Here is a 24,311-nt window from a genome sequence, read left to right on the forward strand (position 1 = left end):
GCGTGATGACTGCAATCAATTTTAATAAAGCGTTTGAAGTATTGCAGCTTCATCCTGGTGTGAGTTTTATTGAGATTAAGCAACGATACGAAGCACTAGTTTCACTCACACCATCCACCACCGAATCCGGTTTAGCAAGAAAAACCAATTTCTCACTAGAAGAAATTGCCGCTGCCTATAATGACTTACAATTATTGACCAAACCTTATGAGGCATTAGCTCAAACAGAACAAACCAGTTTGCTTCATGCATTTAATGAAATGTCTGATGAAGAACTGGATTTTTGGCTTAATTTTTACCCACACCGCAGCAATAAATTTTATTGGGATAGCAGAAATTATCCACAGGTAGCGATGTATCTGACCAAATCCTTTTATAAAACAACCACGCAAATCTTATCATCAGCAGGGACTTTTTTTTCCGCTTTTACAAGCTGCTATAGTACTCCTGGCAATGAGGAAGAGACTTACAAAGATGCTGTTGAGCTTCCATTATGGACTAAAAAAAACCAATAATTATTTTCTTCTTTGCACCTCATTACGAATGTATTGCAAAATTTGCAGGGCTATATCTTTACCCGTTGCCAATTCCATTCCCTTAAACCCGGGGGATGAGTTAGCTTCACAAATCTTAAAACCGCTCTCGGCAAATAATAAATCAACCCCGGCAATTTCCAAATTAAACAGTTGCGCACAAGCAATTGCCAATTGCTCAATCTCTGTGTTTACTGGATAGGTAGCAACCTCTCCTCCTAATGAATAATTTGCTTTAAAACTATCTTTAGCAGTTCGCTGCATACAACCGATTACTTTGTCACCCAACACAAAAACCCGCAGGTCATGACCATAACTTGTAGCAACGAACTCTTGTAAAATCATTTGATTATTGCCACTATGACTCGCTATTAACTCCATTAAGTCGCGAAAACTGCTTGCTGATTCACATAAATGAATACCGATTCCTCGTGCGCCAGAAATATTTTTTATAATTAAAGGAAACCCTATTTCCTGCTCGACAACCGACACTGGCACTGGAAACTTAACAAGCATAGTTTTGGGAAAGGGTAAATCACTCTGAGCAAATAATTGGCTAAGTAACATCTTATCGCGAACAACATCAATCGCATTCGCATTATTACAAGTATAAACACCTGATTTCTCCAATTGCCGAATAATTGCCATGGCAAAATAACTTGTCTCAGCGCCCAACCGCGGCATTAAAAAATCAGGTAAAGAAACACGTGCACTATTAAGAAGGATGCTTTTTTTATCTTCTCTGGTAACAACGAGCTCAAATTGGTCGGGTTTATACACTTCCAATTCAATATTTAATTGCTTTGCTGCTGACAATAACCGATTAACACCATGATCATTGCTGGTTAACTCTTGTAAGCTACGTTTATATAAAATCCAACCTTTCATCAAAAAGCCTTATGACATGAAATGGAGTCACTTCTTATTGGTTAAAAATCCTCTGTCTAATTCAGTGAGATTTTTAAATTTGGTGAGCGCTTCTAATGAAATTTTACTTTAATACCCCTGATCAAATAAATGGCCATCAAGCCTTACAATCAAAAAATTTATGAAGGCTTGTTCTGTAGGTATGCTTTCATAAAAGGTTATCATCAAAAACAGATGCACATTCATTAGCGGCAAATTAAAATCAAACGCCTGCATTTTGCACTTATGCGCAATCCGACCACGATATTTACGAGAGCGTATGCTGTGCATAAAGCACAGCAAGTAGGCAAAAAGAGGGCCTTTATGCTCAAACATTAAATGCGTATACCCTGCATCAAAAGCTTAAATCTGCACATTGTCCCTCTGCCATGACTTAGAGTTAGAGGGTTCTCACTATTGTTACAAATTTTACCATCGGCGAACATAACCATACCAGGCTCTGGGATAACTGTATATTCCTCTGTATCCCCAATAACCAGGCCAGCGATATCCTGTATAAGCTCGAGTTCCCCAGTAAGGGCGATAACCATAATAGCCGACAGAATAGATAAAGTCATTTCTGTAGCCAGCAGGATAATAATTAGCCGTGGTCACCGTGCAGCTTGATAATAAGAGGGAGGGTACAAACAGCAAACAAGCAATAATTAACTTTTTCATAAAGCACATCCTTGCTCATGTATTTGTTTTTAAATTATACGACATGTTTTTATATTAAACAAAATGAAGGGATAGCTATGACGAGAATTGGATTGTTTTTAGCAAAACAAAAAATATTTAGCAAAATGAAGTAGGTAACGACCACCTGAGCATCTGAGCCGCTAGAAGAGTTCAAGGTGGCGATCTGTGACACGCTTCAGGTTTTCCTGACTTAGCTCCGGAATACACACCACGCATCAACAACAATCTCCTAATCTGAAAGTAAAACTGGTTCAGCCAGGGTTAGTCATCACCTATTTTTATATTAGACTATAAACAGGAAGCTTGATGCACAGGCACTCTGGGTTATTAGAACTAGTCACGAAAATTTTCAAATTGTAGTGGTAATTTAATTTCAGATTTTTTCAGCAAAGCGATAACTTCTTGTAAATCATCTCGCTTTTTACCAGTCACTCGTATTTTATCGCCTTGAATAGAGGCTTGGACTTTTAATTTACTCTCTTTAATTAGTTTTACGATCTCTTTGGCTGTAGGCTGGTCGATACCTTGTTTAAAAGTCATGGACAGCGAATAAGTCTTACCACTATGAACAGGTTCATCGTCTATATCAGCACCACTGGCATCAATTCCTCGCTTTGTACAATGATTACGGAATAAATCTTCCAACTGCCGAACCTGAAAATCGGACTCGGATTTAAGTGTGACCACTAAATCTGTAAGCTCAATACTTGATTCAACACCACGAAAATCAAAACGAGTTCCCATTTCCCGCTGAGCATTTTCAACAGCATGACGTAATTCAACTTTATTAATTTCTGAAACGATATCAAAAGAAGGCATGTAATCCTCCGGCTAAAAATGATAGGTGATCATTGTAACTAAAAATACTGAGTTAGGTATAGTTGATAGGGAGATGAAAAATGCGGCTTGTTTTAAACTAGGGCTCCCTAAGGAGCCTTTCGTTTAGGGTTGTGGTGACGTTGCCATACCTAGTTGCTCATATAAACCAATATTGGCCCCCTGAATACGAACATCAAGAGGATAGATTGCTTTCATTTCTTGACGCATCTCTTCCAGAATTCCCGCCAACTCCCCCTCTCCATCAATAAAATTTCCTCCAGGTAAGGTTCTGGCAAGTGTTTTATAAGCGTTATTATTCATTTCAGTAGCATGAGAAAGAGCAACAGCAAGATATCGAGGGTTATCAATAGCCCCTTTATGGTGACCACTATCTTTACCGCATAGCTGCATAAACTTCAATTCTGCCAGTAAGGTAGCAGCCACCTGGATGCGAGCTTCCTGCAACGCTTTATTAAAGAAGATGCCTTTATTTATAGGGCGATAATTATAAATTATTCTGTCATCATAACGATCAACCGTTTTCAGTGAAGCCCGACTTGCCAAGTAGGCTTCAAGTTTGGTAATAAATACTTCTCGAGCTTGCTCAAGCTGAAAAGCAGAGCCAACCTCATTTAAATGAGAACCCCATGAGACACCATGCAGTGCTTTCCCAAGTGTAGCAGGTAGCTTTTCAGCAAATAAATCAGCTGCACTGTCTACCGTGATGATTTCTGGATTTGAAACGATAGTTGTCAGATTACCCAAAAAATTCCACATGACTCTCTTAATGGATAAATCTTCAGCCATACCCAATTGTGCCACTAAGTCCGCCTCCACTGCCACAGTAGCAAGCACAGCAGAAAGTGTCTTGGCACAAGTAATCATATTTCTTGTTTGAGCAATAACCAACTCAAAATCATTCAATATTCCCTTTTTATCTAGTTTTTTACGAAACTCACTGCTTTTATTCTGAAGAATAGTTTGATTAAAGGTATGAAGACTATCAATCAAACTGCATTTAACGCGGTTCAAATCTTCTGTGGTTATATGTTTAAATTGAGAAGATAATGTTTCCTCATTAGCAAGATAAATTTCTTCAAAATACCGTCGGTTAATCCCATTTTCTTGCGTTAAAGCGATTGTATAAAGATTAATATGAGCTTTATAAATGATATTTACTGTTTTATTAGAAACCCCTGAAACAACCTCAGTTAAATGTTGTGCCACATTAATAGTGCTACCTTTTACTGCTTTTTCTTTTCTTTGAGGTTCATTTTGCTTCCTCATATTTGATAACGATCGTTCTAATTCCTGTTGATACTGGAGCGCTTGAACGGCGGTAAGTCTAGAGGTTTTGTTGCGCGACAAATTAATACTTATTTGGACTAAGTTTTCATGATAGGTTTGGCGCTGGAAACAAAAAAAGCCTGGCATTGGTTTGACCTTTTATCAAAATAGAAAAATTTGCTAAAATGGTATCACATAAAAATTAAAATTGAGTAAATAGGTACCAAATATTTTAAAATTCAAGCCTCGCACGTCATTTAAAAGAATGCTTTGTTAAACAATTTTAATCACCATCAGATAGAAAATTATCAATACCCCAATAAAGGCTGGCCATCCCAAAATAAACCAGGTGCGGTATAACCGATAATAGTTGGCAGGTAATTCCTGTTGATTAACAATAGCCCAAGTGATTAATTTTTCTAGTTTCATTTGAATAAAAACAACTGGAATCCAGCAAAGTCCTACCAGCACATACAGTAGCAGAGAGGCTAAAATCCAAAAACTTGTGAGTGAAAAACCAGCGAAATAAACCATCACCAACCCCGTTAATGGCTGGATAATCACTGCTGGCGTGGTAAAAAGAAAATCAGCAATAACCACATTTCGCGTTGTACGCTGTAAATGAATTAAATTATCCCGTTTAAGGTTTGCCATAAACATGTAAAAGGCAGATCCTAAACCTGTACCAAAAAGTAGAGTTGAGCTAACAATATGAATCAACTTAAGCCATAGATAGAACATTATTTCTCCATATTTTTGTAGTTATTGGCAAATCAACTAACTCAGACAAATAATCCTTTAAAGTAACCAAAGCAACGCAAGGCAATGCTCCTTTTAAGGTTAATTGTCCACGTACTAGTTGCTTGGCTAAAACAATGGCAGGTATTGTAGGAATATAAGGTCCCGCAGCTTCTCTAGCCAGAACAAACCATTTAATTTCCAAAGGCTTTCCTTGTAAGTCCAATCCTTTTATAAACATATGCATACCACTGTTATCGCTACTTTGCCAATCAAAAAGATGTCCAATATTAATTAATAACTGAGTATGGTTAGGTAATGATACGGGCAATCCCAAGCGTACTAACCAAGAAACCAACCACATTCCTAAATGCAATAAGTTACTCTCCATTCCAGCAGAAAACCGAATTTTTTTAATTCCAAAGTAAGAGGGTAACAAATCAAGATCAGGAACGTCACAAAAACCCATCCAGCGCTTACCCATTTCCGGATAATGAATACGATGTAAGCCTTGCCAACCATAAAAGACGTGGGTATCACCTAGAGGAGCGCGACAAGGCTTCCCTAAATAAGTTAAGATAGCCTTGGCAGTAGCAAAACCTCGAGAAAATTTTTGCACTGTCGCAATACCATAGTGTAGAGAATCGATAGTACTAAACTCTGACTGAAATTGCTGTAGTACCGCGGATGACAAGCCTGGAACACTACTGGCACCACTCACTACCAAAACTTTATTGGCTCTCGCCATTACATCTAATTTGCTAATGCCACAGACAAAATCACGCCCATCAGCAAGATCTAAATAATGAATCCCACATTCAACACAACTAGCGGCAACCCGGTAGTCAGCGGTTTGAAAAGGGCCACAAGTATTAATCACCACTGTAGGAGTATATTTTTGTAAACTTACCTTGAGGTCTTTTGTGACATCAAGGGCAATCGCGATAACTGGTACAGAGGAGTAACAGCTCTGTAATTCAAGAGCAAATTGTTTTGCCTTCAAAAGATTACGACCGGCTATGATAACGGCAATGTGCGCCTTACATAGCGATTGGGCGATACGTTTGCCAAAATTTCCGTATCCTCCCAATATCATTACTTTTTGTTGCATCGTATACCTTAATGTGAGATAGAAAAAGAATTTTATTTGAGTATCATCCTTTAGATGGAAATAATCTTAAGTCTTATTAAATTATACGTCCAAATAATTTTGTATAAAAATCTATCACTTAGCTTGCAAGCTTCTGCCTTCAATTGCAAGACTAAATTTTTTTGACTATAACTCAAAAAAGGCGCTTAAATTCAGCAATTCCACAAGGAGGGAGGAAATGAAACTTCCTATTCAAGTGATTTTTCGCAACATGGATCATTCACCTGCTGCTGAAGAAAGAGCCCTTTCACTTGCCAGAAAACTTGAACGCTACTATGACAGAATAATGGGTTGCCGTATTGTCATTGAAGCACCCCATCGACATCGACATAAAGGAAACCTCTACCATGTACGAATTGACTTGACGGTTCCAGATGCTGAATTGGTAGTTAGTCGTGAACCCTCGGAACATCACGCACACGAAGACGTCTATGTGGCCATTCGTGATGCTTTTAATGCGATTAAACGACAGTTGCAAGATTATGTAGATCAACGTCGTGGTCATGTGAAGCATCATGAAATGCCTCACTTTGGACGGGTGCTTGAAGTTTGCCCTCCTGCTGATTATGGCTATATTGAAACTCCGGATGGCCGACAAATTCGTTTTAGTAGTCAAAGTGTTATTGATTACGATTTTGCCAAACTTGAAGTAGGTGACAGAGTTCGTTTTGCTGAAGTTGAAAATGCCGACGAACCCATTGCCAGCACTGTGTACGTTGAAAACTTAGTCGAGCGTTAATATTTGAATGAGTGGTTAATTACTTTAGACTCTTGGAATTCAACTGCAATCTAAGGAGGGTTTATGCGCGTGGGTGAATTTTGCAATCGTGAAGTAGTAATAATGCCAAGTGATGAATCAGTTAAAATCGCTGCAGAACTCATGCGTGCAAAACACGTGGGTGATATTGTTCTTGTGGAAGAAAAGCAAGGTAAGAAAGTTCCTGTCGGTATTATTTCTGATCGTGATCTTGTAGTTGAGGTTATGGTTCCCGGCCTGGATCCAAAAGAACTTGCCGCTGGTGATATTGTTACACGCTCTCTGCTCGTAGCACATGAAAATGAAAGTCTCTTTGACGCCCTCAATCTCATGCGCAAAAAAGGTATTCGTCGCTTGCCTGTCGTCGATGACGAAAATACTTTGATTGGAATCATTACGTTAGATGATATGACTGATCTTCTTGCCGAAATGCTAAGTAATGTGGCTGATGTAGTAGATAAACAAAGAAAACTTGAAATGCGAGATCGTCCCTAACCTGACTTATCTTTTTTGCTTTAAGTGAAGCAAATTATGCCGGCAACATTTGTTTTAATTCTAATATTGCAATTTATACAACAGAGCAAGATTATACCATTTTGAATAACTATTTCTTCCGTCCTCCTGGCATCATGGAGATGTCTCACTACGTTCGACATGACGTATGTCATTGGGAGCAAAGCGAAGGATCCTTAATAGGGGCAGGGCGTCATTCTGAGCGCCTTAGCCCCTTTGAGGCAAACATCAGGAAAGACTTACGTCCTCCCGAACGTAGTGAGGGATCTCCAGCAGATAAAATCCCGCTCTTTAAACGAAAAGATCCGCTTGCTCAAGATGACGTCTTGTTGTTTATAATTTAGATAAAGTTTGATTTTGGCCTGATTGATATACCCTTGACTAGCTTCTTGTAACATGGCACAGATACAAATTATTTGCAAAAAGGATGCTGCCATGCCCCTAAAGCGGACGCTTTCATTACCATTAATCACCTTTTACGGTTTAGGAACTATTTTAGGCGCAGGTATTTATGCACTTGTAGGAGAGGTTGCCAAACAAGCCGAGCGATTTACCCCTCTTTCGTTTTTGATTGCTTCCATTATCGCCTTGTTTACAGCAGCCTCTTATGCCGAACTGAGTGCGCGTTTTCCGCAAAGTGCCGGTTCTGCACTCTATGTACGCAAAGCGTTTAATAGTCCCTGGCTATCAGGATTAATTGGTTGGGTGGTTGTCCTGACGGGAGTCACTTCCGCTGCCACTATTGCCCATGGCTTTGCTAATTATTTCAAACTTTTTGCCCCTATTTCTCCTTATCTCAGCATTACCCTTTTAGTGCTAATTTTAGGCGGACTTGCCATCTGGGGAATTCGTGAATCGGCCACGCTTATTATGATCATGACCATTATAGAAGTAAGCGGTTTAATTCTCATTATTTTCTACGGCCGTCATAGCTTTCAATCGCTTGATTTAACTCACTTCAGTTTACCAACCTCTTTTAACGGCGTGTTTATAGGTGCTCTCCTTGCCTTTTATGCCTATATTGGTTTTGAAGACATGGTGAATACTGCTGAAGAAACGATCAATCCTGAAAAAAATCTGCCTCTTGCAATTTTTTTAGCGGTTTTCATTACTACAATTTTGTATCTTTTAATTGCCTGGGTGGTTATTAGTCTTTTAACTACTCAAGAATTAGAACAAATTAGTACGCCGTTAGTAACAATTATTACTAAACAGGGGCAATCCGCCTTTTTATTTTCCATCATTGCTTTAATTTCAATTACCAACGGCATCTTAGTGCAAATTATTATGGCTTCGCGATTGATTTACGGCATGGCCAGACAGGAAAATGCACCTAAACTGTTTGCAACAATTTATGAAAAAACCCATACCCCGGTCTACGCAACCTTATTGGTTATAGGGATTATTTTAATTTTTGCTTACGCCTTACCCATCACCACTTTGGCAAAACTAACGAGTAGCATCATTCTTTGCATTTTTATTGCCATACATATTTCGCTTATTAAAATTAAACTCACTGAAAAGAAAAAGCCAGACAGTTTTTCTTTGCCTATTATTTTTCCCATCATTGCTATTATCCTGACGCTATCTTTTTTGACGATACAGTTCTTTTTACAATAATAAATCTTTAATTGATTGACTTAACGGATTAAGTAATAGATATTTTTAATTTATTATTCATAAAAATAAAAATATCTGATGATTTTTTCACATGCTCGTACATCCTTTCTATGCAGTTTGCTTTTTTTAAACCTTCCCAGTTTTGCTGCTGGTGAAATTTTTCCGCTTCCTGCACGTTTATTAGGCGATGGTACGGTAGGTAGTACTGCAGGGAGCCGTGGCGATGTGATGGTACCGCTCTTTGGCAGTGAGCGTGAAATAGTGTACGGCGATGTCCAAGGAAAATATTATCGTGATGACAGTTGGTTTAGCGGTATTGCTGGTGGTTTGCGCCAAGCATTTGGGCCTTATATTCTAGGTGCTTATTTATTTGCTGACCGCAGTGAATCAACCAGCAACAAACATTTCTGGTCATTAAACCCCGGTATTGAAGGAATGAATGCCCAATGGGATGCGCATCTCAATGGCTATTTCCCCGTGGGGTCGCGCAGCAAAGCCTTTCGCAGTGCCTGGGCAGATGAACTAGGCGACTATCGTTTCGTCAGTTTTTCAGGGCATAAACAATTTGATCATATTTTAGTGGATACCGAAACGGCTGGCCGGGGTGTTGATGCTGAGATCGGTTATCGGGTTTTGCCTTTCAATAATTTAAGACTAGCTCTAGGTGGTTACTATTTTAATTTTCAAAGCATGAATGACATGCGCGGTATTATTGGCACCATTGAATACCCCTTCAATGAGCGGGTGACCGTGTTAGCGCAAGATGCTTATGATAATTTGCACAAAAATACCTTCCTGTTAACCGTGCGTTTGCGTTTGGGCCAAATTAACCCACAAGAAGGACGCCTGCTAGAACCTATCCGCCGTAATTTAGGAACACTCGACAGTGGTACGAGTATTCCCACAGAACGCGCATGGATTGACAGTGGCGTTAATCTTGTTGAAAAAGATCATATTTGGTTCTTTAAACCGGGGGGTGAGGCATTTGACCCTGCAATAGGTCTGGCCAACTGCACAGCAGAAAGCCCTTGTAACACGCAATTAACTCAATTTGAAATTGATACCATCAACATCCTTGATCCCAACAGCACATTGGATTTAGCAACCGGTGATTATTTACTTGATCCGACTGGCGATGGACGTCTTGCTTTACATGAAGGGCAAAGTATAGATGGCCGCACCGATAACTTTATTCAGCCGGCCTATGGTGAGCAAATGCCGCAGTTATGGGGCGGACTCGATTTGCCTGGCTTCAATAACGTAAGCAATATCGCCCTTGATAATCCAATAGAACACTCAATGCTCAATTCGGAGGAAAACCTGCTACCCAGTCGGCAAACTATACAGACTGTGGGTGAGAGAATAACAGGTACTAATGTTAACAATCGTAATTTACGCGTTGGTCTTGAGAGTCCTTATGATCTAGGTGTTGACATTATTAATAATAGCAATGCACAGTCCCGTGTTACTTTAGAAGATGCTGTCATTTTTGCTCTAAGTAGTGTCAGAACCGCAACAGCGCTTCGCGCCAATAATACTAATCTCACTTTGATAAGAGGCGCGTTAGTAGCAACCGCTATTAACACACCAGAAAGTATTCTTCCCGTTGTTGCCACGGGCGTTGAATTAAATGGTCAAAGCGCATTAAACATGTTTAATGCTGACTTGTCGATAACAGCAAAAACTACCAACTCCTCTATCGCACCCATCATGACAGCGCAAGGTATCGCTGTAAACGGTGCAAGCACGTTTCAAATAACAGGTCTTTCACGATTTAACATTAGAGGAACTTCACATACTTTTCTTCCGACGATAGTGCAAGCAATGGGGATTAACAATAATAGCTCTGTTCTAAATACAGGTACCGTTGCCAATACGACAATGAATGTTTCGGCAGTTGTTGAAATTGGGCATGCAGCAGCCTGGGGTATTCGCCAACCCGCCAATCGAAGTGTCAACTTAATTAACGTTAATATCAAGCGAATAACACTTGGTACTTCCACTGGCGGTCAAGACGTCGGCCCTTAGGCTATCTGGCTACGATTAAAGGATTCATTATTTTTGCTTAATGCGTCTAATTCATCTACGATAAATCAAATTAATTTGCATAGGGACTTTCGTGACGCATTGGATAACCTCCTGGCGATGGCTGCTTGATTTAATTTGGCTAATATTCCTTTTGGCCCTATTGTGGCATTTTTGGCAAGACAGAAAATATTTTATAAAAATTCAAGGTTGGCATGTAACAAAAGGAAGAATTACTCAATTTCTATGGACACAGGAAGGTTATCGGTTGTGGCCGAAGATAGAATACTCCTACCGGGTTCTGGATGAAGAGTTACAGGGTGAGCGTCTTTTTCCAGAAACATCCCACATTAATCTTAACAGCAACTATGCAAGAAAAGTGGCTTACCGTGCGGCCATGGCTTATGAAAAGGATGAAGACATCAACATCTATTATAATCCTCACAATCCTCGTGAGGCAGTCCTTGATATTACCATGCCACGCAAATTAAACTTTATTCTTGGTTTGTTAATTGCGCTAATTGTTTTACATTTTATTATTGTTGTTTATCGTTTGCTGTAGTCTCCTCCTCATTTTGAGGCTGGCATACACAAGGAGGTTGAGTGACTTTAGATTGTAAACTTGCAATAGCTAAACCCCGTACTCCTTGACCTGACGGTGCTTGAATAAAAATAATAGTCACCAGCAGATTTTGTTTTTGTTGGTACTGTGGATTTTTATAGAGCACTAGCAAAGGCATCGTAGCTTCCCATTGGGTGGCATTGATGGTTTTAATAGTAGGAGGTAAAGTCGCCACAGCACTCACTGAGTAATAATTCTTTTTTACCGCTTCAGGCAGTTTGGACGTGTTAAGAGCCGTGCTATAGGCAGTCCAACCTGCAGCAGTAAAATATTTGGCTATTTCCTTCTGACGGGGTAAAAAATTGTTGTAATCAAATGTATAGGTGGCCACAATCGCTTCATTTGCCCATACCGCAAGCTGCGTATTATCAGGCACGGCAAAGCCTGTAGTGGATAACACCAGCAAAATGAGCAGATGATAAATTCTGGTTTTGTACATTAAGAATCCCCGATTAAATTTCTCATTCTAAACAGCTTTAGCAAATAAAAAAACCCCGTTATAACAAGGCGATGACAATCTAGTTTAATGTAGTCATAGTGAGCGCTTTGACTCTTTGAAGACAACTGTCCATCAAAATAAATCAAGGTTTACATCATGCTTATGAGAGTTGCCTTGCTCACGTAGGTTTATTTTCTACTTCTCAACTTACTTCTACCCAAACTCAATTGGCTGCCGCCTGTGCGGGCATGACAAATTTTTTTGTCATGCTGAAAGATGCAGAGAGTTATATCGATAATGTCGTATTTATGGTATTTTATGCGGTTTAGGGTCTTACTACTCAATAGGGTGCTTTAATAAATCCACGCCCTTTATACGCAATTGACTGTGTATATTTCTCAATTGATTAAAAAATAAAAAGGGGAAACTGTGGTGCGCAACAGTCGTTTTTACTTTGCTAATCGTGAAAATGTCAGCCGTTATATTAATCGCTGGGATCTGTTGTTGCTAATCCTTATTTTCGCTATTGTCTTTTTTTTGGGATGGGCTGGCAAACAAATGGCAACTCCCTATCAGTTAGGAGAACCCTTACCCATTTCGCTAGATCCGGCCAAACTACCATTCTATGCCTTACGCACAGTACTGCGGATGTTTATTGCACTTGGTTTCTCCATTCTATTTACATTTATTGTCGGAACTTTGGCAGCGAAAAACCGCCGGGCAGAGCAAATTATTATTCCTGCGATAGATATTTTGCAGTCCATTCCCGTATTAAGTTTTTTATCGATTACCGTCACTGGTTTTATTCGTTTATTCCCTGGAAGTTTACTTGGCCCTGAATGTGCCTCAATTTTTGCCATCTTTACGGCACAAGTATGGAATATTACCTTTGGTTTTTATCAATCGCTAAAGACGCTGCCTGGTGATTTAAAAGAAGCAGCAGCCATGTTTCAACTCTCTGCCTGGCAGCGTTTTTGGAAGGTAGAAGTTCCTTTCTCTATGTCTGGTCTGTTGTGGAACATGATGGTATCCATGTCTGCCAGCTGGTTTTTCGTGGTATTATCAGAAGCGATTGCTGTAGCACATCAGGATATTCGTCTCCCTGGCGTAGGCTCTTATATTGCTTTGGCCATTGAACGACGGGATTTACATGCTGTGGGCTATGCTATTCTTACCATGGTGATCGTGATTTTTCTTTATGACCAAATTCTCTTTCGACCACTTATAGCCTGGTCAGAAAAATTTAAAATGGAGCAATCTCCAGACGAAGAAGAATATCAATCCTGGTTAATTGATTTAATTCGCAGTAGCCGATTAATAAAACGCATCAGTAACCCCTTTGCTACGATTAAAGATCACTTTGTTAATGCCCAATGGCTTAGCCGCCGCCAACCCAAAGCAGTGAAAGAAATTGATTATCGTCACCAAAGGCATATGGATTGGATCTGGAATACCATTGTATTAATGGCCATTCTTAGTAGCGGCTGGTTATTGTTGAATTTTATTCTCACTCAACTTGCAGTCAGAGAAATTTTCCATGTGTTTCTTTTGGGCGCTGCTACAGGTACGCGCGTTATAGTTTTGATTATTGCAAGCTCCATCATCTGGATCCCAATAGGAGTCTGGATCGGTCTAAGACCACGATTAGCACAAAAGATTCAACCAGTTATTCAATTTGTCGCAGCAATTCCTGCCAATTTGTTTTATCCTTTATTTGTAATTGCGATTGTCCGCTTTCATTTAAGCGTTGAAATTTGGGTAACACCACTCATGATTCTAGGTACTCAGTGGTACATTTTATTTAATGTAATTGCCGGCGCCTCTAATATTCCTCGGGATCTTTATCTGGCAGCTGATAATTTTGGAGTGAAAGGCTGGCAGTGGTGGAAGCGCCTGGCACTACCTGGCATTTTCCCTTTTTATATTACTGGCGCTATTACTGCTGCTGGGGGTGCCTGGAACGCTAGTATTGTTGCTGAATGGGTAAGTTGGGGAAATACTACACTAAAAGCCACAGGGTTAGGAGCCTATATTCAAGCAAGCACCATCGCCGGTGATTTCCCTAAAATTGCATTAGGCACGGCAATGATGTGTATCTATGTATTGACATTTAATCATTTAATCTGGCGTCCACTTTATCGCTTGGCGGAAGAACGCTTTCACTTCAATTGAAACAGAGGCATCTATGTCAGAAACAATTATTGCCATCGAAAATTGCCGTAAATCATTTAAGAAGGCATCTGATCAGGAGTTACTGGTTCTTGAGGATGTGAATTTCCAGCTCAAGGAAGGCGAAATTGTGGCCATGTTAGGAAAGTCCGGCTCGGGAAAATCTACCCTGTTAAGAATTATTGCCGGGTTAGTACCGCCGAGTGCCGGTAGAGTTACTTATCGGGGTAAACCGGTGACAGGCCCTGTACCAGGCATTGCTATGGTTTTTCAGTCCTTTGCATTAATGCCCTGGTTAACTGTTCTTGAAAATGTGGAATTAGGGTTGGAAGCACAAGGCATAAGTCGTGAAGAAAGACGACACCGTGCAATCGAAGCCATTGATACCATTGGTCTTGATGGATTTGAATCTGCTTTCCCCAAAGAGTTATCAGGAGGAATGCGCCAGCGAGTCGGCTTTGCACGTGCCTTGGTTATTAATCCTGATGTATTACTCATGGATGAACCTTTTTCAGCACTGGATGTATTAACGGCAGAAAATTTGAAGTCAGACTTGTTGGAGTTATGGCAGGAAAAGAAAACAAATACTAATGGAATACTATTAGTCACGCATAACATTGAAGAGGCAGCTACGCTTGCCGATCGTATTGTTATTTTTGGCAGTGATCCAGGTTATATCCGTGCAGAACTACAAGTTGCACTACCCCAACCACGCGATCCGGAAACACCGGAATTTCGCGATTTGGTTGACAAAATTTACCGACTCATGACCACAGGTCCCAAGGAAAAAGCTAAACGTGCACAACGAGAGCGCCAAATTGGTTTAGGGTATCGCCTACCTGATGTAGAACCGTCTGAACTATCGGGTTTAATTGAAACGATGAAATCCTTTGAGGAAAAAATTGATCTGCCGGAACTGGCCGATGAGCTCATGATGAACATCGACGATTTATTTCCTATCCTGGAAACTTTGGAAATTTTAGGGTTTGCTAAAGTTTCAGACGGGGATATCCAACTCAGTGAGTTGGGTAAGCAATTTTCAGAAGCCGATCTTCAGTCCCGCAAGCAAATTTTTGCGCGCTGCCTAATTGAAAAAGTTCCTCTGGCTCGCTACATTCGCCGCGTGTTGGATGAAAAAACCAGCCATCGTGTTTCAGAAGAGCGCTTTTTAAGCAAACTTGAGGATTATTTAAGTGAAAAAGAGGCCGATCGTGTTCTTCGCACCATGATTGATTGGGGACGCTACGCGGAAATTTTTGCTTATGACTTTAATACCGGAATTTTAAGTTTAGAAAATCCAGGCATCTCTGAATTTTATTATGAATAATTAATCTATTGCAGTCTTATCTCCTTCTAGCTTCCTGGTCTACCTGCAAAGTCTTTTATGGATAAGAGGCAAGCCAGAGCTCTATCCAGAACAAAAGATGAAACAGTGCTATTTATTCAGTTTTAGGTAGGCTATTGGCTGCCTTTTTATCTGTTTGATACAACCTGCTAAAGCTCAAATAAAAATTTCCCAACAGCTCCAGTCCCTATGCCACGCGATAAACCCGTGAACACAAGATAACACTATTGTTTTATTTTTAGATTAGTCAGTGCTCTAGACTATAATGATATTGTACAAATATTGTTCATTGCGTACTTCAACACTGCTCAACACTATAGGATCTGCTGTCATGCTAAAAGTTATTAATCTGATGACCGATCTGCATTATCAAAACATCTCCGAAAAAGGAATTTGCGCAGGATTAACGTTGATGTGGGTGCAAGCATGGTTAAGTGGGCCAGAGGAAGAAACTAAATTTTTTAATCGAATAGACAATCTTATAAACTCTAATAGGAGTAATGCAGCCTTAATCGAAGAAATCAACGCCGTTAGAAACAGGATTAAAAAAGGGGTTTCACTCAAAAATCTAACTAAGAAAGAATTTGATTTACTGGAGATTATTGCCTTCTTTGATGGCATACAGCTTTATCAAAAACCTTCAAAATACCCTGAATTTTTACTTAATAAACCTTTAAGTCAAGTCAATGCTGAAACCATTTCAGCAGTCACCGCTTCAGACGCAATCAAGACGCTTGGCAACTTAAAAAAAATTTTTAGTGCGCCTGGAGTCTTCAATAAAAATGAATTGGAACTCTATTTGGATAATCTTTGCGATATTATTAGTGATGAATATGATAAATTAGCCATTTCAATTAGCTCAGGTCAGCATCGTTTTGGGCTTCGCTATGATAAACCATCTGGTCAATGGGTTATAGTTGAACAGACACTTTTAGGCGGAAAAATTGAGCACTACAAATTTGACCCCACAGAGCTGGTTTCTTTTATAAAAGGAATTTTCTCTACAAGCGATAATATTATTTTTAATATTGATATTTTCGCAACCCATCATCGAGTACCTTCCGACACTGTAATAGAAAAATTAACGCGATTTAGAGAGGAACATTTAAATGATTTCAATGAGCAGAGAGCAAAAAGAGAAACCTCCCATACCAAAATGACAATAGCTCATATTGCGGCTTATTATGGACATCTTGACTATCTGAAAAAATACATTGAATTTAATATTCCTCTTGATCAAACCACAAGCGAGGGCTATACCCCCATTCATTTTGCAGCCAGAGGTAATCAAGGCGATACCATGGATTTTCTTGTTCAAGCCACTAAAGCATTAGATGTAACAGCCAACGATAAAATCACTGCTGCTTATATTGCCGCAGAAGAAGGCTTTATAGAAATGTTTTGTAAAATTATGACCTATGGCGCCAATCCTCTTCTAACAGGTCCTGATGATAAATCAGCGCTTGATTTAGCCTTGGAAAATAAACACATGGGTATAGTCTTAGCTATTCTTACAGCCACAAAGCATCATAATTTAACCCACACTCAATTTAAGAGTTTACAGAAGTATCGTGGTGAATTATTAGTTGAATGTCTCAAGTTCGCTAAGACTCTTGAGCAAGATGAGCAAATTAAGTATCTAACCGACATTAGAGAGGGCAATAATGCCTTAGGCTTTATCTTCAATCATCATAAGTCTAATTACAAGCCTTATACGCTATTTATGCACATACTTCATAGAAAAACTGATGAGATAACAGAAATAGCAAAAGTCTTAGAGAGCACGATCAGAGGCAAAGCTACTATAAAAATTACTCAATAACCAGTTTGTGATTACCCAAACGTTTCTCGTTCAGATTTTTCTATATTACCCTTTCATGAGCTACCCTATTTTCCATTTCTATCACTTTCATCAGTCTACAATTTCTTTCTACTAAACCAGCGATGCCAATTGATTGAGTTGTAAATGAATTATCCTTGGCGAGCTTTATTTACCAAAAAATCCAAAATCATAAAGAAACGCTTCTGATTTTGTGCCATTTGCAAATCGGTTTTATATCGATTATTAACAACCACTGCAGGTACACCATTCACATGATAATGCGACATTAATGCAGCATCCTGAGCTATCTGTAAATCAATCATCGTTGAATTTTCAAATGCTGATTTAACCGTGTTGTTATCAGCCCCTTCCGCAGTGAAAAAATTTATCATGGCTTCATTATTGGCTAAATTACGCTTCTCCGTTTGAATTGCTTTAAACAAAGCGGGATTAATTTTAGTTTCTAATCCTAAAAGATGTGCGGTGTAATAGGCTTTTGCATAGACTTTCCAGTCCTTGTTAAAAATAACAGGAACACGTGAGAACTGCACTTTGCTACCTTGCTGCTGCAACCAAGTCGAAAGAGCAGGTTCAAGACGATAACACCAGGGACATCCATAACTGAAAAACTCGGTCACTGTAACTTTGGGAGAACCTGCATTGGTAGCAGGGCCTACCACAAGCTCATAGTCCTTACCAGCGACAAATTCATCTGCAAAAGTAAGCGTTGGTAACAACAGGATAATCAACAATAAACGTTTTACCATAGTAATGTCTCTCTCATTTTAAAATTAATGTAAACCTTGCATATAATAAGCAACTGCTTCCATATCTTCCTGACTCATGCGAGAACTGATGTCTCTCATGATTGAGTTTAAATCATTCGAGCGCTTATTCTCTTTAAATGCCTGCAATTGTTGTACAGTATAGGGGGCATGCTGCCCGGACACCACAGGAAATCCTGCCTGGGCATTCCCTGTTCCTCGAGGACCATGACAAGCAATACAGGCAGTAATATGCTTCTCGAAATCCCCACCCCGGTAAAGTTGTTCACCACGTTTTAAATATTTCTGTGGCGTTACTCCTTCAGGAAGTGGTTGCCTGGCATAAAAAGCAGCCAACTCAGCCATATCAGCATCAGTTAATGTTGCTACTACACCTGTCATTACAGGTACATTGCGAGTAGTTACTTTTTTGTAATCCTGCAATTGTTTCAAAATATAACTTGCATGTTGTCCTGCAATATTGGGCCATTCAGGATTTAAACTAATACCCTGTTGTCCATGACAAGCTACGCAAACAGCTGTTTTGGCTGGTGGAGCAATCGTTTGTTCTGCAGCATTGCTCATAAAGGTGCAGAAGGCAATAAGAGCAAATACAATTTTTTTCATTCTTTTTCCGAGGATTCTATCTCATTTTTATACTGGCTTCCGGATAAATACTGCGCACTTTCCGGATACTGTTCATTTAAAAACATAAAAAGCTTTCCTGCCTTTTATGTCGAACTTACGTATTTAATGGTACACTGCTTAGCCGAAATCCCAAAATGAAATTAAAATAATGTTACTTAATCCTTATTCGCGTGCAAGTTTTTTAAAAAGCGCCGCCAGAGTAAATCAGCTACCTGCCGATGAAGGCATTGAAGTCGCCTTTGCTGGCCGCTCAAATGCTGGGAAATCCAGTGCATTAAATTGTTTAACAGGGATTAAACAACTTGCGCGCACCAGTAAAATGCCAGGTCGCACACAATTGATCAATTTATTTTGTCTTGATGAAACACGCCGACTTGTCGATTTACCCGGATATGGCTTTGCTAAAGTAGCGCAAGAAATCAAGCAGGATTGGCAACAACATCTTGCTCATTATTTAGAGGTACGCCAGTGCTTGCAGGGTTTAGTTCTTTTAATGGATTGTCGCCATCCTCTAAAGGAACTGGACCAAATGATGATTGACTGGGCGTTGGCCCGCCAACTACCCGTGCATATTTTGCTAACCAAAGCAGATAAATTAAGTCGCAGTGAGGTAAAAAATACCCTATTAAAAGTACGAAAGCATTATCAATTAATGCCGGACTTGGTCAGTGTACAATCCTTTTCCTCATTAAAAAAAGAAGGGGTCGAAGAATTAATCCTCAAATTAAATGAATGGTTCTGCTGGTCTGAGCAAGAATAAAGAAAAGGAGCGCGAAATAATATCTCTTTGCTACTCCTCCAGCAGATTGGTGATTCAGAAAAAATCAAGTTTCACTATGTATGCGAATTCTTGCCCTGAATAAGTTCATTAACCACCTGAGGATTGGCAAGCGTTGATAAATCACCTAATTCAGAAAGATCATGTACCTCTTTGCAGGCGATTTGTCTTAAAATTCGTCGCATAATTTTGCCAGAGCGTGTTTTGGGGAGATCGTTAACCCAAGTTATCGCATCTGGTTTTGCTATAGCACCAATGTCGGATTTAATAATATCCACTAATTCCTGATAGAGCGCCTCTGAAGGTTCTTCACCATATTGCAAGCTGATAAAGGCATGAATTCCTTGTCCTTTAATCTCATGAGAAATACCAACTACTGCTGCCTCTGCTACTTTAGGGTGTGTCACTAAAGCACTTTCAATTTCAGCAGTCCCCAGACGATGTCCTGAAACGTTCAAAACATCATCAATTCGCCCCGTAATCCAATAATCACCATCTTCATCACGACGGGCACCATCGCCGGTAATATAGTAGCCATGTTTGAAATAAGTCTCGCGATAACGCTTAGGATCACCCGCAATTGTTCTTGCAATAGAAGGCCAGGGAGATTTTATCGCTAAACTTCCCTCACCTGCCCCCGTGATTTCTTTATAGTGTTCATCGAGCAGTGTGGGGAAAATACCTGGTAAAGGTTGACTGGCAGCCCCTGGTTTTGCTTGCATTAAATTGTGTTGCGGACAAATCATGATGGCTCCCGTTTCTGTTTGCCACCAAGTATCCACCACAGGGATACGATCGTAGCCAACTTTTTCACGATACCATTGCCACACCTCAGGATTAATAGGCTCACCTACCGTCCCCAGCAAACGTAAAGCATCGCGTTTTGTCGTTTCCAACCATTGTTCACCCGCACGTTTTAATGCCCGAATTGCAGTGGGCGCTGTATAAAAAACAGTAACACAATGCTTATCCACAATTTCCCAGCAACGGGCAGGTGTTGGCCAAGTCGGAATACCAGCAAAAATTAACGAGGTGATGCCGTTGCATAAAGGTCCGTAAACAACATAACTATGCCCGGTTATCCACCCTACATCTGCTGTACACCAAAACACATCGTTGTCATGACAATTAAAAATGTGCTGATGACTGTAAGCCACTTGCGTGAGATAGCCACCTGTCGTATGCACTAAACCTTTAGGTTTCCCTGTACTACCTGACGTATATAAAATAAAAAAAGGATCTTCTGCATCCATAGGCTCTGGTGGACATTGTGCGCTGGCTTGTGTTTTTAATTCATGCCACCAGTGATCTCTACCGGTGTGGAAAGAGACAGGCTCACCACTGCTTTTAATGATGAGTGTCGGAATAGAAAGTTCATTAATTGCTTCATCCGCCTGCTGCTTAAGTGCAAAATGTTTTCCACCACGATGATAACCATCTGCGGTGATTAATAAACTACAATCGGCAGCCTCAAGTCGTTGTCGTAGTGCATGAGGTGAAAAACCGGCAAATACAACGGTATGAACAGCGCCAACTCTTGCGCAAGCAAGCATTGCAATTGCAGCCTCTGGTATCATCGGTAAATAGATACCAACTCTGTCTCCTTTAGCAATTTTTAATAACTTAAGCACATTGGCCATAAGACAAACTTCATGGTGTAATTCAGCAAATGTAAACTTTTGTTCCTCTTTGCCATCATCACTTTCCCAAATAAGCGCAGTATGTTTTGCTTTTGCCGGTAAATGTTTATCGAGACAATTGGCACTAACATTCAATTTACCGCCGCTAAACCATTTGATCTCTCCGGTGGTAAAATCGCCCTGTAATACCTTATCCCAAGGTTCTATCCAATGAATGTACTTACGGGCAATATCATCCCAAAAGTGCTCAATACTCTTTTTGTCAGAATTATTCATGAGTAACCTGCTCTTTAGCGATTGCTTTAATAATTGCCGAAAAATCCAGCTGCCCAAAACCTGCTTCATTAAACTGCTCGTAAATTGCAGTTGCTTTGGCGGCAAGAGGAGTCTCCACATTCATTGCAGTAGCAGAACTTTGACTTAAGTTCAAATCCTTAAGCATCATAGCCGCGGTAAATCCTGGTTGATAGTTATTATTAGCCGGAGTATGGGACAATATACCAGGGACAGGCGCATATTGGCTCATTGCCCAACATTGTCCTGAGGAATTAGTAACGACCTCAAATAATTTTTGTGCCGATAAACCAAGATGTTCAGCCAAAACAAAAGCCTCAGAAACGGCTATCATTGAAATACCCAAAATCATGTTATTACAAATCTTGGCCGCCTGCCCGCTACCAGCAGGTCCTGTATGGATTATTTTTTTCCCCATGGCAGCCAATATCGGCTTTGCCTTTGCAAAAGCATTCTCCAAACCACCCACCATAAAGGTTAAAGTGCCTGCCTGTGCGCCAGCTACACCACCTGAAACAGGGGCATCAACAACTAATAATTGTTTCAATCTTGCTTGTTGGTGGATTTCACGACTACTGGCAACATCTATTGAGGAGCAGTCGATGTAGACTGTTTGTGATTGGGCAGTGGCAAATAATCCCTCATTACCTAAACAAACCTGGTGTACCTGTTGGCCTGTTTGCAACATGGTAATGATAATTTCCTGTGCAGATGCAGCCTCTTGCAGCGTCTTTGCAATGTAGCCACCCGCTTCCTGTAAATGATTAAGTGCTGACTGCTGAAGGTCAAAACCCGTGACTGCATGACCTGCTTTTAATAAATTAATCGCCATGGGCAAACCCATATGACCTAAACCGACAAAACCAATTCGTGCCATTATTTTCTCCTGAAAAAACGGGGGCGAAGATCCACTTACTTATGAGTTGGCATAGTAAACGCACTTTCATCAAGACTGGTCACTGGCCATTTACTGGTCACCGTTTTGCGTCGTGTGTAAAAATCAATACTTTCCTTACCATGCATGTTGGTATCCCCAAACGAAGAGCGCTTCCATCCACCAAAAGGATGACTGGCAATAGGTACAGGAATAGGAATGTTAATACCTACCATACCCACTTGAACTTGCTGGCTGAATTCTCGCGCCGTATAACCATCTCGCGTAAAAATAGCCGTGCCATTGCCATATTGATGACGGTTTACCAAGCTCAAGGCTTCATCAAAATTAGAGGCGCGTAACATGATTAAAACAGGCCCGAAAATTTCATTTTGATAAATGGACATCGACTCAGTCACTTCATCAAAGAGGGAAGGACCAATGAAGTAACCTTCAGGATAATTTTTGTGCTTAAAATTACGCCCATCAATAACTAGTCGAGCGCCTTCAGCAACTCCCTTATCAATAGCAGCAAGCACGCGTTGCCTATGCGCACTGCTAATTAAAGGCCCCATATCGGTGCCAGATAGTTCGCCATTATCAACGCGTATGGCATTTATAAGCGGTGTTAATTTATCCAGTAGTTTTTCTGCTGTATTTTCCCCAACCGCCACCACGGCAGAGATAGCCATGCAGCGTTCACCGGCCGAACCGTATGCTGCACCGACAATAGCATTCGCCGCTTGATCCAAATCCGCATCAGGCATTACGATACAGTGATTTTTTGCGCCACCAAACGTATGCGCTCGTTTACCTTCTGCCGTTGCCTTCGTATAGATAGCTTCAGCGACAGGCGTTGAAGCAACTGCCGTAAATGCCTGAATATCGGGATGCGCTAGCAAATAATCAACCACATCCTTATCTCCATGGATACAATTGGCAACACCATCAGGTAGTCCCGCCTCTGTTAAAAGTTCTAATAGACGAACTGAGGCCGATGGGTCTTGCTCAGAGGGCTTTAAAATAAAGGTATTGCCGCAAGCGATGGCAGGGATCATCATCCAAACTGGCACCATCACAGGAAAGTTAAATGGAGACACGCCAGCACAAACCCCCAGAGGTTGTCTCAATGTGAAGCAGTCAATATGGTTGGATACCTCCGCTGAAAAATCACCTTGCAATTGAGTAACCAAACCACAGTGAAATTCGACTACTTCAATAGCACGAGCGACAGAACCCTTGGCATCATCCAGTGTCTTCCCATGTTCGCGCGTGACTATTCGAGCCAAATCAAGCTGATGTGTTTCAAGAAGCTCTCGGAATTTAAATAACACACGTGCTCTTTTTAAAGGAGTGGTTTTTGCCCAAGAAGGCCATGCTGCTTTTGCAGTTGCAACTGCTTTGTCGCAGGTTTCTTGATTAGCAAAATAAACCTGCCCTATCGCTTCCCCTAGCGCAGGATTATAAATCGTATGCGAATTGGAAGAAGTGGCAGTCCATGGTTTACCTCCAATGTAATGAGGTACAGTATAGCTCATCTTGAAAACTCCTTTTAAGATGTAAAATTACTCAGCGTAAGTGCTTAGTAATACTTGATAGAAGCGTTTATCCTCACCAACCTGGGAGCTACGGGTTTCGACTATTTCAATGGTGGCATGTTCCCCAGCCTTGGATAGGGCGTTTGCAATCGCTTCACTTATACCAGCATCTGAAGAGCCAGTGTAATCTCCTGTTTTTATTTTCATGTCTTGTCCTTAAATAAAAAACTCAGTGTAGCATGAAATATGCATTGAATATCTTTGTCAAAATAATCTAGAAGAAATTGTTAACTACAAGGATTTATTTAATAATAAACAATCGATGCAGGCA

The 24,311-nt window shown here is 40.3% G+C and carries 24 protein-coding genes; 11 read left to right on the forward strand and 13 right to left on the reverse strand.

The genetic code is table 11. The annotated features are described in order from the left end of the window. The first annotated feature begins 5 nt into the window (after positions 1 to 5). On the forward strand, positions 6 to 515 hold the full coding sequence (locus clem_RS13440) for a hypothetical protein (protein ID WP_094092012.1): 510 nt from the start codon (positions 6 to 8) through the stop codon (positions 513 to 515). Here clem_RS13440 and clem_RS13445 read toward each other — a convergent pair whose 3' ends face one another. The 6 genes from clem_RS13445 to clem_RS13475 all read right to left on the reverse strand — a co-directional run bounded on the left by clem_RS13445 (position 516) and on the right by clem_RS13475 (position 6,093). Continuing rightward, positions 516 to 1,421: an ATP-grasp domain-containing protein gene (locus tag clem_RS13445; RefSeq protein WP_094092013.1), complete on the reverse strand. Its 906-nt coding sequence runs from the start codon at positions 1,419 to 1,421 to the stop codon at positions 516 to 518. It lies immediately after the preceding gene. 447 nt (positions 1,422 to 1,868) lie between these two features. Next, entirely contained in the window at positions 1,869 to 2,117 is a 249-nt protein-coding gene (locus tag clem_RS14920; RefSeq protein WP_157698253.1) for a hypothetical protein, read from the reverse strand. 354 nt (positions 2,118 to 2,471) lie between these two features. Continuing rightward, positions 2,472 to 2,957, reverse strand: a complete 486-nt coding sequence (locus clem_RS13460) for a YajQ family cyclic di-GMP-binding protein (RefSeq protein ID WP_094092016.1) — start codon at positions 2,955 to 2,957, stop codon at positions 2,472 to 2,474. A 123-nt stretch (positions 2,958 to 3,080) separates the two neighbouring features. After that, complete coding sequence (locus clem_RS13465) at positions 3,081 to 4,244, reverse strand: hypothetical protein (RefSeq protein ID WP_232505492.1); 1,164 nt, start codon at positions 4,242 to 4,244, stop codon at positions 3,081 to 3,083. Between the two features lie 273 nt (positions 4,245 to 4,517). Next, positions 4,518 to 4,985 (reverse strand): DUF2269 family protein, encoded by a 468-nt coding sequence (locus clem_RS13470; RefSeq protein WP_198333134.1) that lies wholly within the window; start codon positions 4,983 to 4,985, stop codon positions 4,518 to 4,520. Beyond that, positions 4,966 to 6,093 (reverse strand): saccharopine dehydrogenase NADP-binding domain-containing protein, encoded by a 1,128-nt coding sequence (locus tag clem_RS13475; RefSeq protein WP_094092019.1) that lies wholly within the window; start codon positions 6,091 to 6,093, stop codon positions 4,966 to 4,968. The genes clem_RS13470 and clem_RS13475 overlap by 20 nt, the downstream gene beginning before the upstream one ends. A gap of 217 nt (positions 6,094 to 6,310) precedes the next feature. Between clem_RS13475 and clem_RS13480 the strand changes: the two genes are divergently transcribed. The 6 genes from clem_RS13480 (at position 6,311) to clem_RS13505 (ending at position 11,609) form a co-directional block, all read left to right on the forward strand. After that, positions 6,311 to 6,871: an HPF/RaiA family ribosome-associated protein gene (locus tag clem_RS13480; RefSeq protein WP_094092020.1), complete on the forward strand. Its 561-nt coding sequence runs from the start codon at positions 6,311 to 6,313 to the stop codon at positions 6,869 to 6,871. Positions 6,872 to 6,934: 63 nt separating this feature from the next. Next, entirely contained in the window at positions 6,935 to 7,384 is a 450-nt protein-coding gene (locus clem_RS13485) for a CBS domain-containing protein (protein WP_094092021.1), read from the forward strand. Between the two features lie 140 nt (positions 7,385 to 7,524). Continuing rightward, positions 7,525 to 7,746, forward strand: coding sequence for a hypothetical protein (locus clem_RS13490; protein WP_094092022.1), 222 nt, complete (start codon positions 7,525 to 7,527; stop codon positions 7,744 to 7,746). 52 nt (positions 7,747 to 7,798) lie between these two features. Next, a complete protein-coding gene (locus tag clem_RS13495; RefSeq protein ID WP_232505493.1) occupies positions 7,799 to 9,022 on the forward strand; it encodes an APC family permease in 1,224 nt (407 codons plus the stop codon). A 78-nt stretch (positions 9,023 to 9,100) separates the two neighbouring features. Further along, positions 9,101 to 11,050: a hypothetical protein gene (locus clem_RS13500; protein WP_157698254.1), complete on the forward strand. Its 1,950-nt coding sequence runs from the start codon at positions 9,101 to 9,103 to the stop codon at positions 11,048 to 11,050. Positions 11,051 to 11,141: 91 nt separating this feature from the next. Further along, on the forward strand, positions 11,142 to 11,609 hold the full coding sequence (locus clem_RS13505) for a DUF3592 domain-containing protein (protein WP_232505494.1): 468 nt from the start codon (positions 11,142 to 11,144) through the stop codon (positions 11,607 to 11,609). Here the strand turns inward: clem_RS13505 and clem_RS13510 are convergent. After that, positions 11,584 to 12,108, reverse strand: a complete 525-nt coding sequence (locus clem_RS13510) for a DotI/IcmL family type IV secretion protein (RefSeq protein ID WP_094092024.1) — start codon at positions 12,106 to 12,108, stop codon at positions 11,584 to 11,586. The genes clem_RS13505 and clem_RS13510 overlap by 26 nt on opposite strands. Positions 12,109 to 12,540: 432 nt before the next feature. Here clem_RS13510 and clem_RS13515 point away from each other — a divergent pair, with 432 nt between their 5' ends. From clem_RS13515 to clem_RS13525, 3 genes are all read left to right on the forward strand, one after another. Continuing rightward, positions 12,541 to 14,280: an ABC transporter permease gene (locus clem_RS13515; protein WP_094092366.1), complete on the forward strand. Its 1,740-nt coding sequence runs from the start codon at positions 12,541 to 12,543 to the stop codon at positions 14,278 to 14,280. 13 nt (positions 14,281 to 14,293) lie between these two features. Next, complete coding sequence (locus clem_RS13520; protein WP_094092025.1) at positions 14,294 to 15,604, forward strand: ABC transporter ATP-binding protein; 1,311 nt, start codon at positions 14,294 to 14,296, stop codon at positions 15,602 to 15,604. Positions 15,605 to 15,953: 349 nt separating this feature from the next. Next, positions 15,954 to 17,444 carry an ankyrin repeat domain-containing protein gene (locus tag clem_RS13525; RefSeq protein ID WP_157698255.1) on the forward strand — a complete coding sequence of 497 codons (1,491 nt, stop codon included), beginning with the start codon at positions 15,954 to 15,956 and terminating at the stop codon, positions 17,442 to 17,444. 149 nt (positions 17,445 to 17,593) lie between these two features. Here clem_RS13525 and clem_RS13530 read toward each other — a convergent pair whose 3' ends face one another. Both clem_RS13530 and clem_RS13535 read right to left on the reverse strand, forming a co-directional pair. Then, positions 17,594 to 18,211 (reverse strand): thiol:disulfide interchange protein DsbA/DsbL, encoded by a 618-nt coding sequence (locus tag clem_RS13530; RefSeq protein ID WP_094092027.1) that lies wholly within the window; start codon positions 18,209 to 18,211, stop codon positions 17,594 to 17,596. A 24-nt stretch (positions 18,212 to 18,235) separates the two neighbouring features. Beyond that, a complete protein-coding gene (locus clem_RS13535) occupies positions 18,236 to 18,835 on the reverse strand; it encodes a c-type cytochrome (RefSeq protein WP_094092028.1) in 600 nt (199 codons plus the stop codon). Between the two features lie 169 nt (positions 18,836 to 19,004). Here clem_RS13535 and yihA point away from each other — a divergent pair, with 169 nt between their 5' ends. Continuing rightward, positions 19,005 to 19,616, forward strand: a complete 612-nt coding sequence (yihA, locus tag clem_RS13540; protein WP_094092029.1) for a ribosome biogenesis GTP-binding protein YihA/YsxC — start codon at positions 19,005 to 19,007, stop codon at positions 19,614 to 19,616. A 74-nt stretch (positions 19,617 to 19,690) separates the two neighbouring features. Here the strand turns inward: yihA and acs are convergent, their stop codons facing one another. Genes acs through clem_RS13560 form a run of 4 tightly spaced genes read right to left on the reverse strand, consistent with a single transcriptional unit; the run spans position 19,691 to position 24,187 of the window. Next, positions 19,691 to 21,550: an acetate--CoA ligase gene (gene acs / locus clem_RS13545; RefSeq protein WP_094092030.1), complete on the reverse strand. Its 1,860-nt coding sequence runs from the start codon at positions 21,548 to 21,550 to the stop codon at positions 19,691 to 19,693. Then, a complete protein-coding gene (mmsB, locus tag clem_RS13550) occupies positions 21,543 to 22,445 on the reverse strand; it encodes a 3-hydroxyisobutyrate dehydrogenase (RefSeq protein ID WP_094092031.1) in 903 nt (300 codons plus the stop codon). Before mmsB ends, acs begins: the two co-directional genes overlap by 8 nt. 35 nt (positions 22,446 to 22,480) lie before the next feature. Beyond that, complete coding sequence (locus tag clem_RS13555) at positions 22,481 to 23,980, reverse strand: CoA-acylating methylmalonate-semialdehyde dehydrogenase (RefSeq protein WP_094092032.1); 1,500 nt, start codon at positions 23,978 to 23,980, stop codon at positions 22,481 to 22,483. Positions 23,981 to 24,007: 27 nt separating this feature from the next. Continuing rightward, positions 24,008 to 24,187: a hypothetical protein gene (locus clem_RS13560; protein WP_094092033.1), complete on the reverse strand. Its 180-nt coding sequence runs from the start codon at positions 24,185 to 24,187 to the stop codon at positions 24,008 to 24,010. Positions 24,188 to 24,311: the final 124 nt, after the last annotated feature.

The sequence above is a fragment of the Legionella clemsonensis genome (assembly GCF_002240035.1).
Taxonomy (GTDB): Bacteria; Pseudomonadota; Gammaproteobacteria; order Legionellales; family Legionellaceae; genus Tatlockia; species Tatlockia clemsonensis.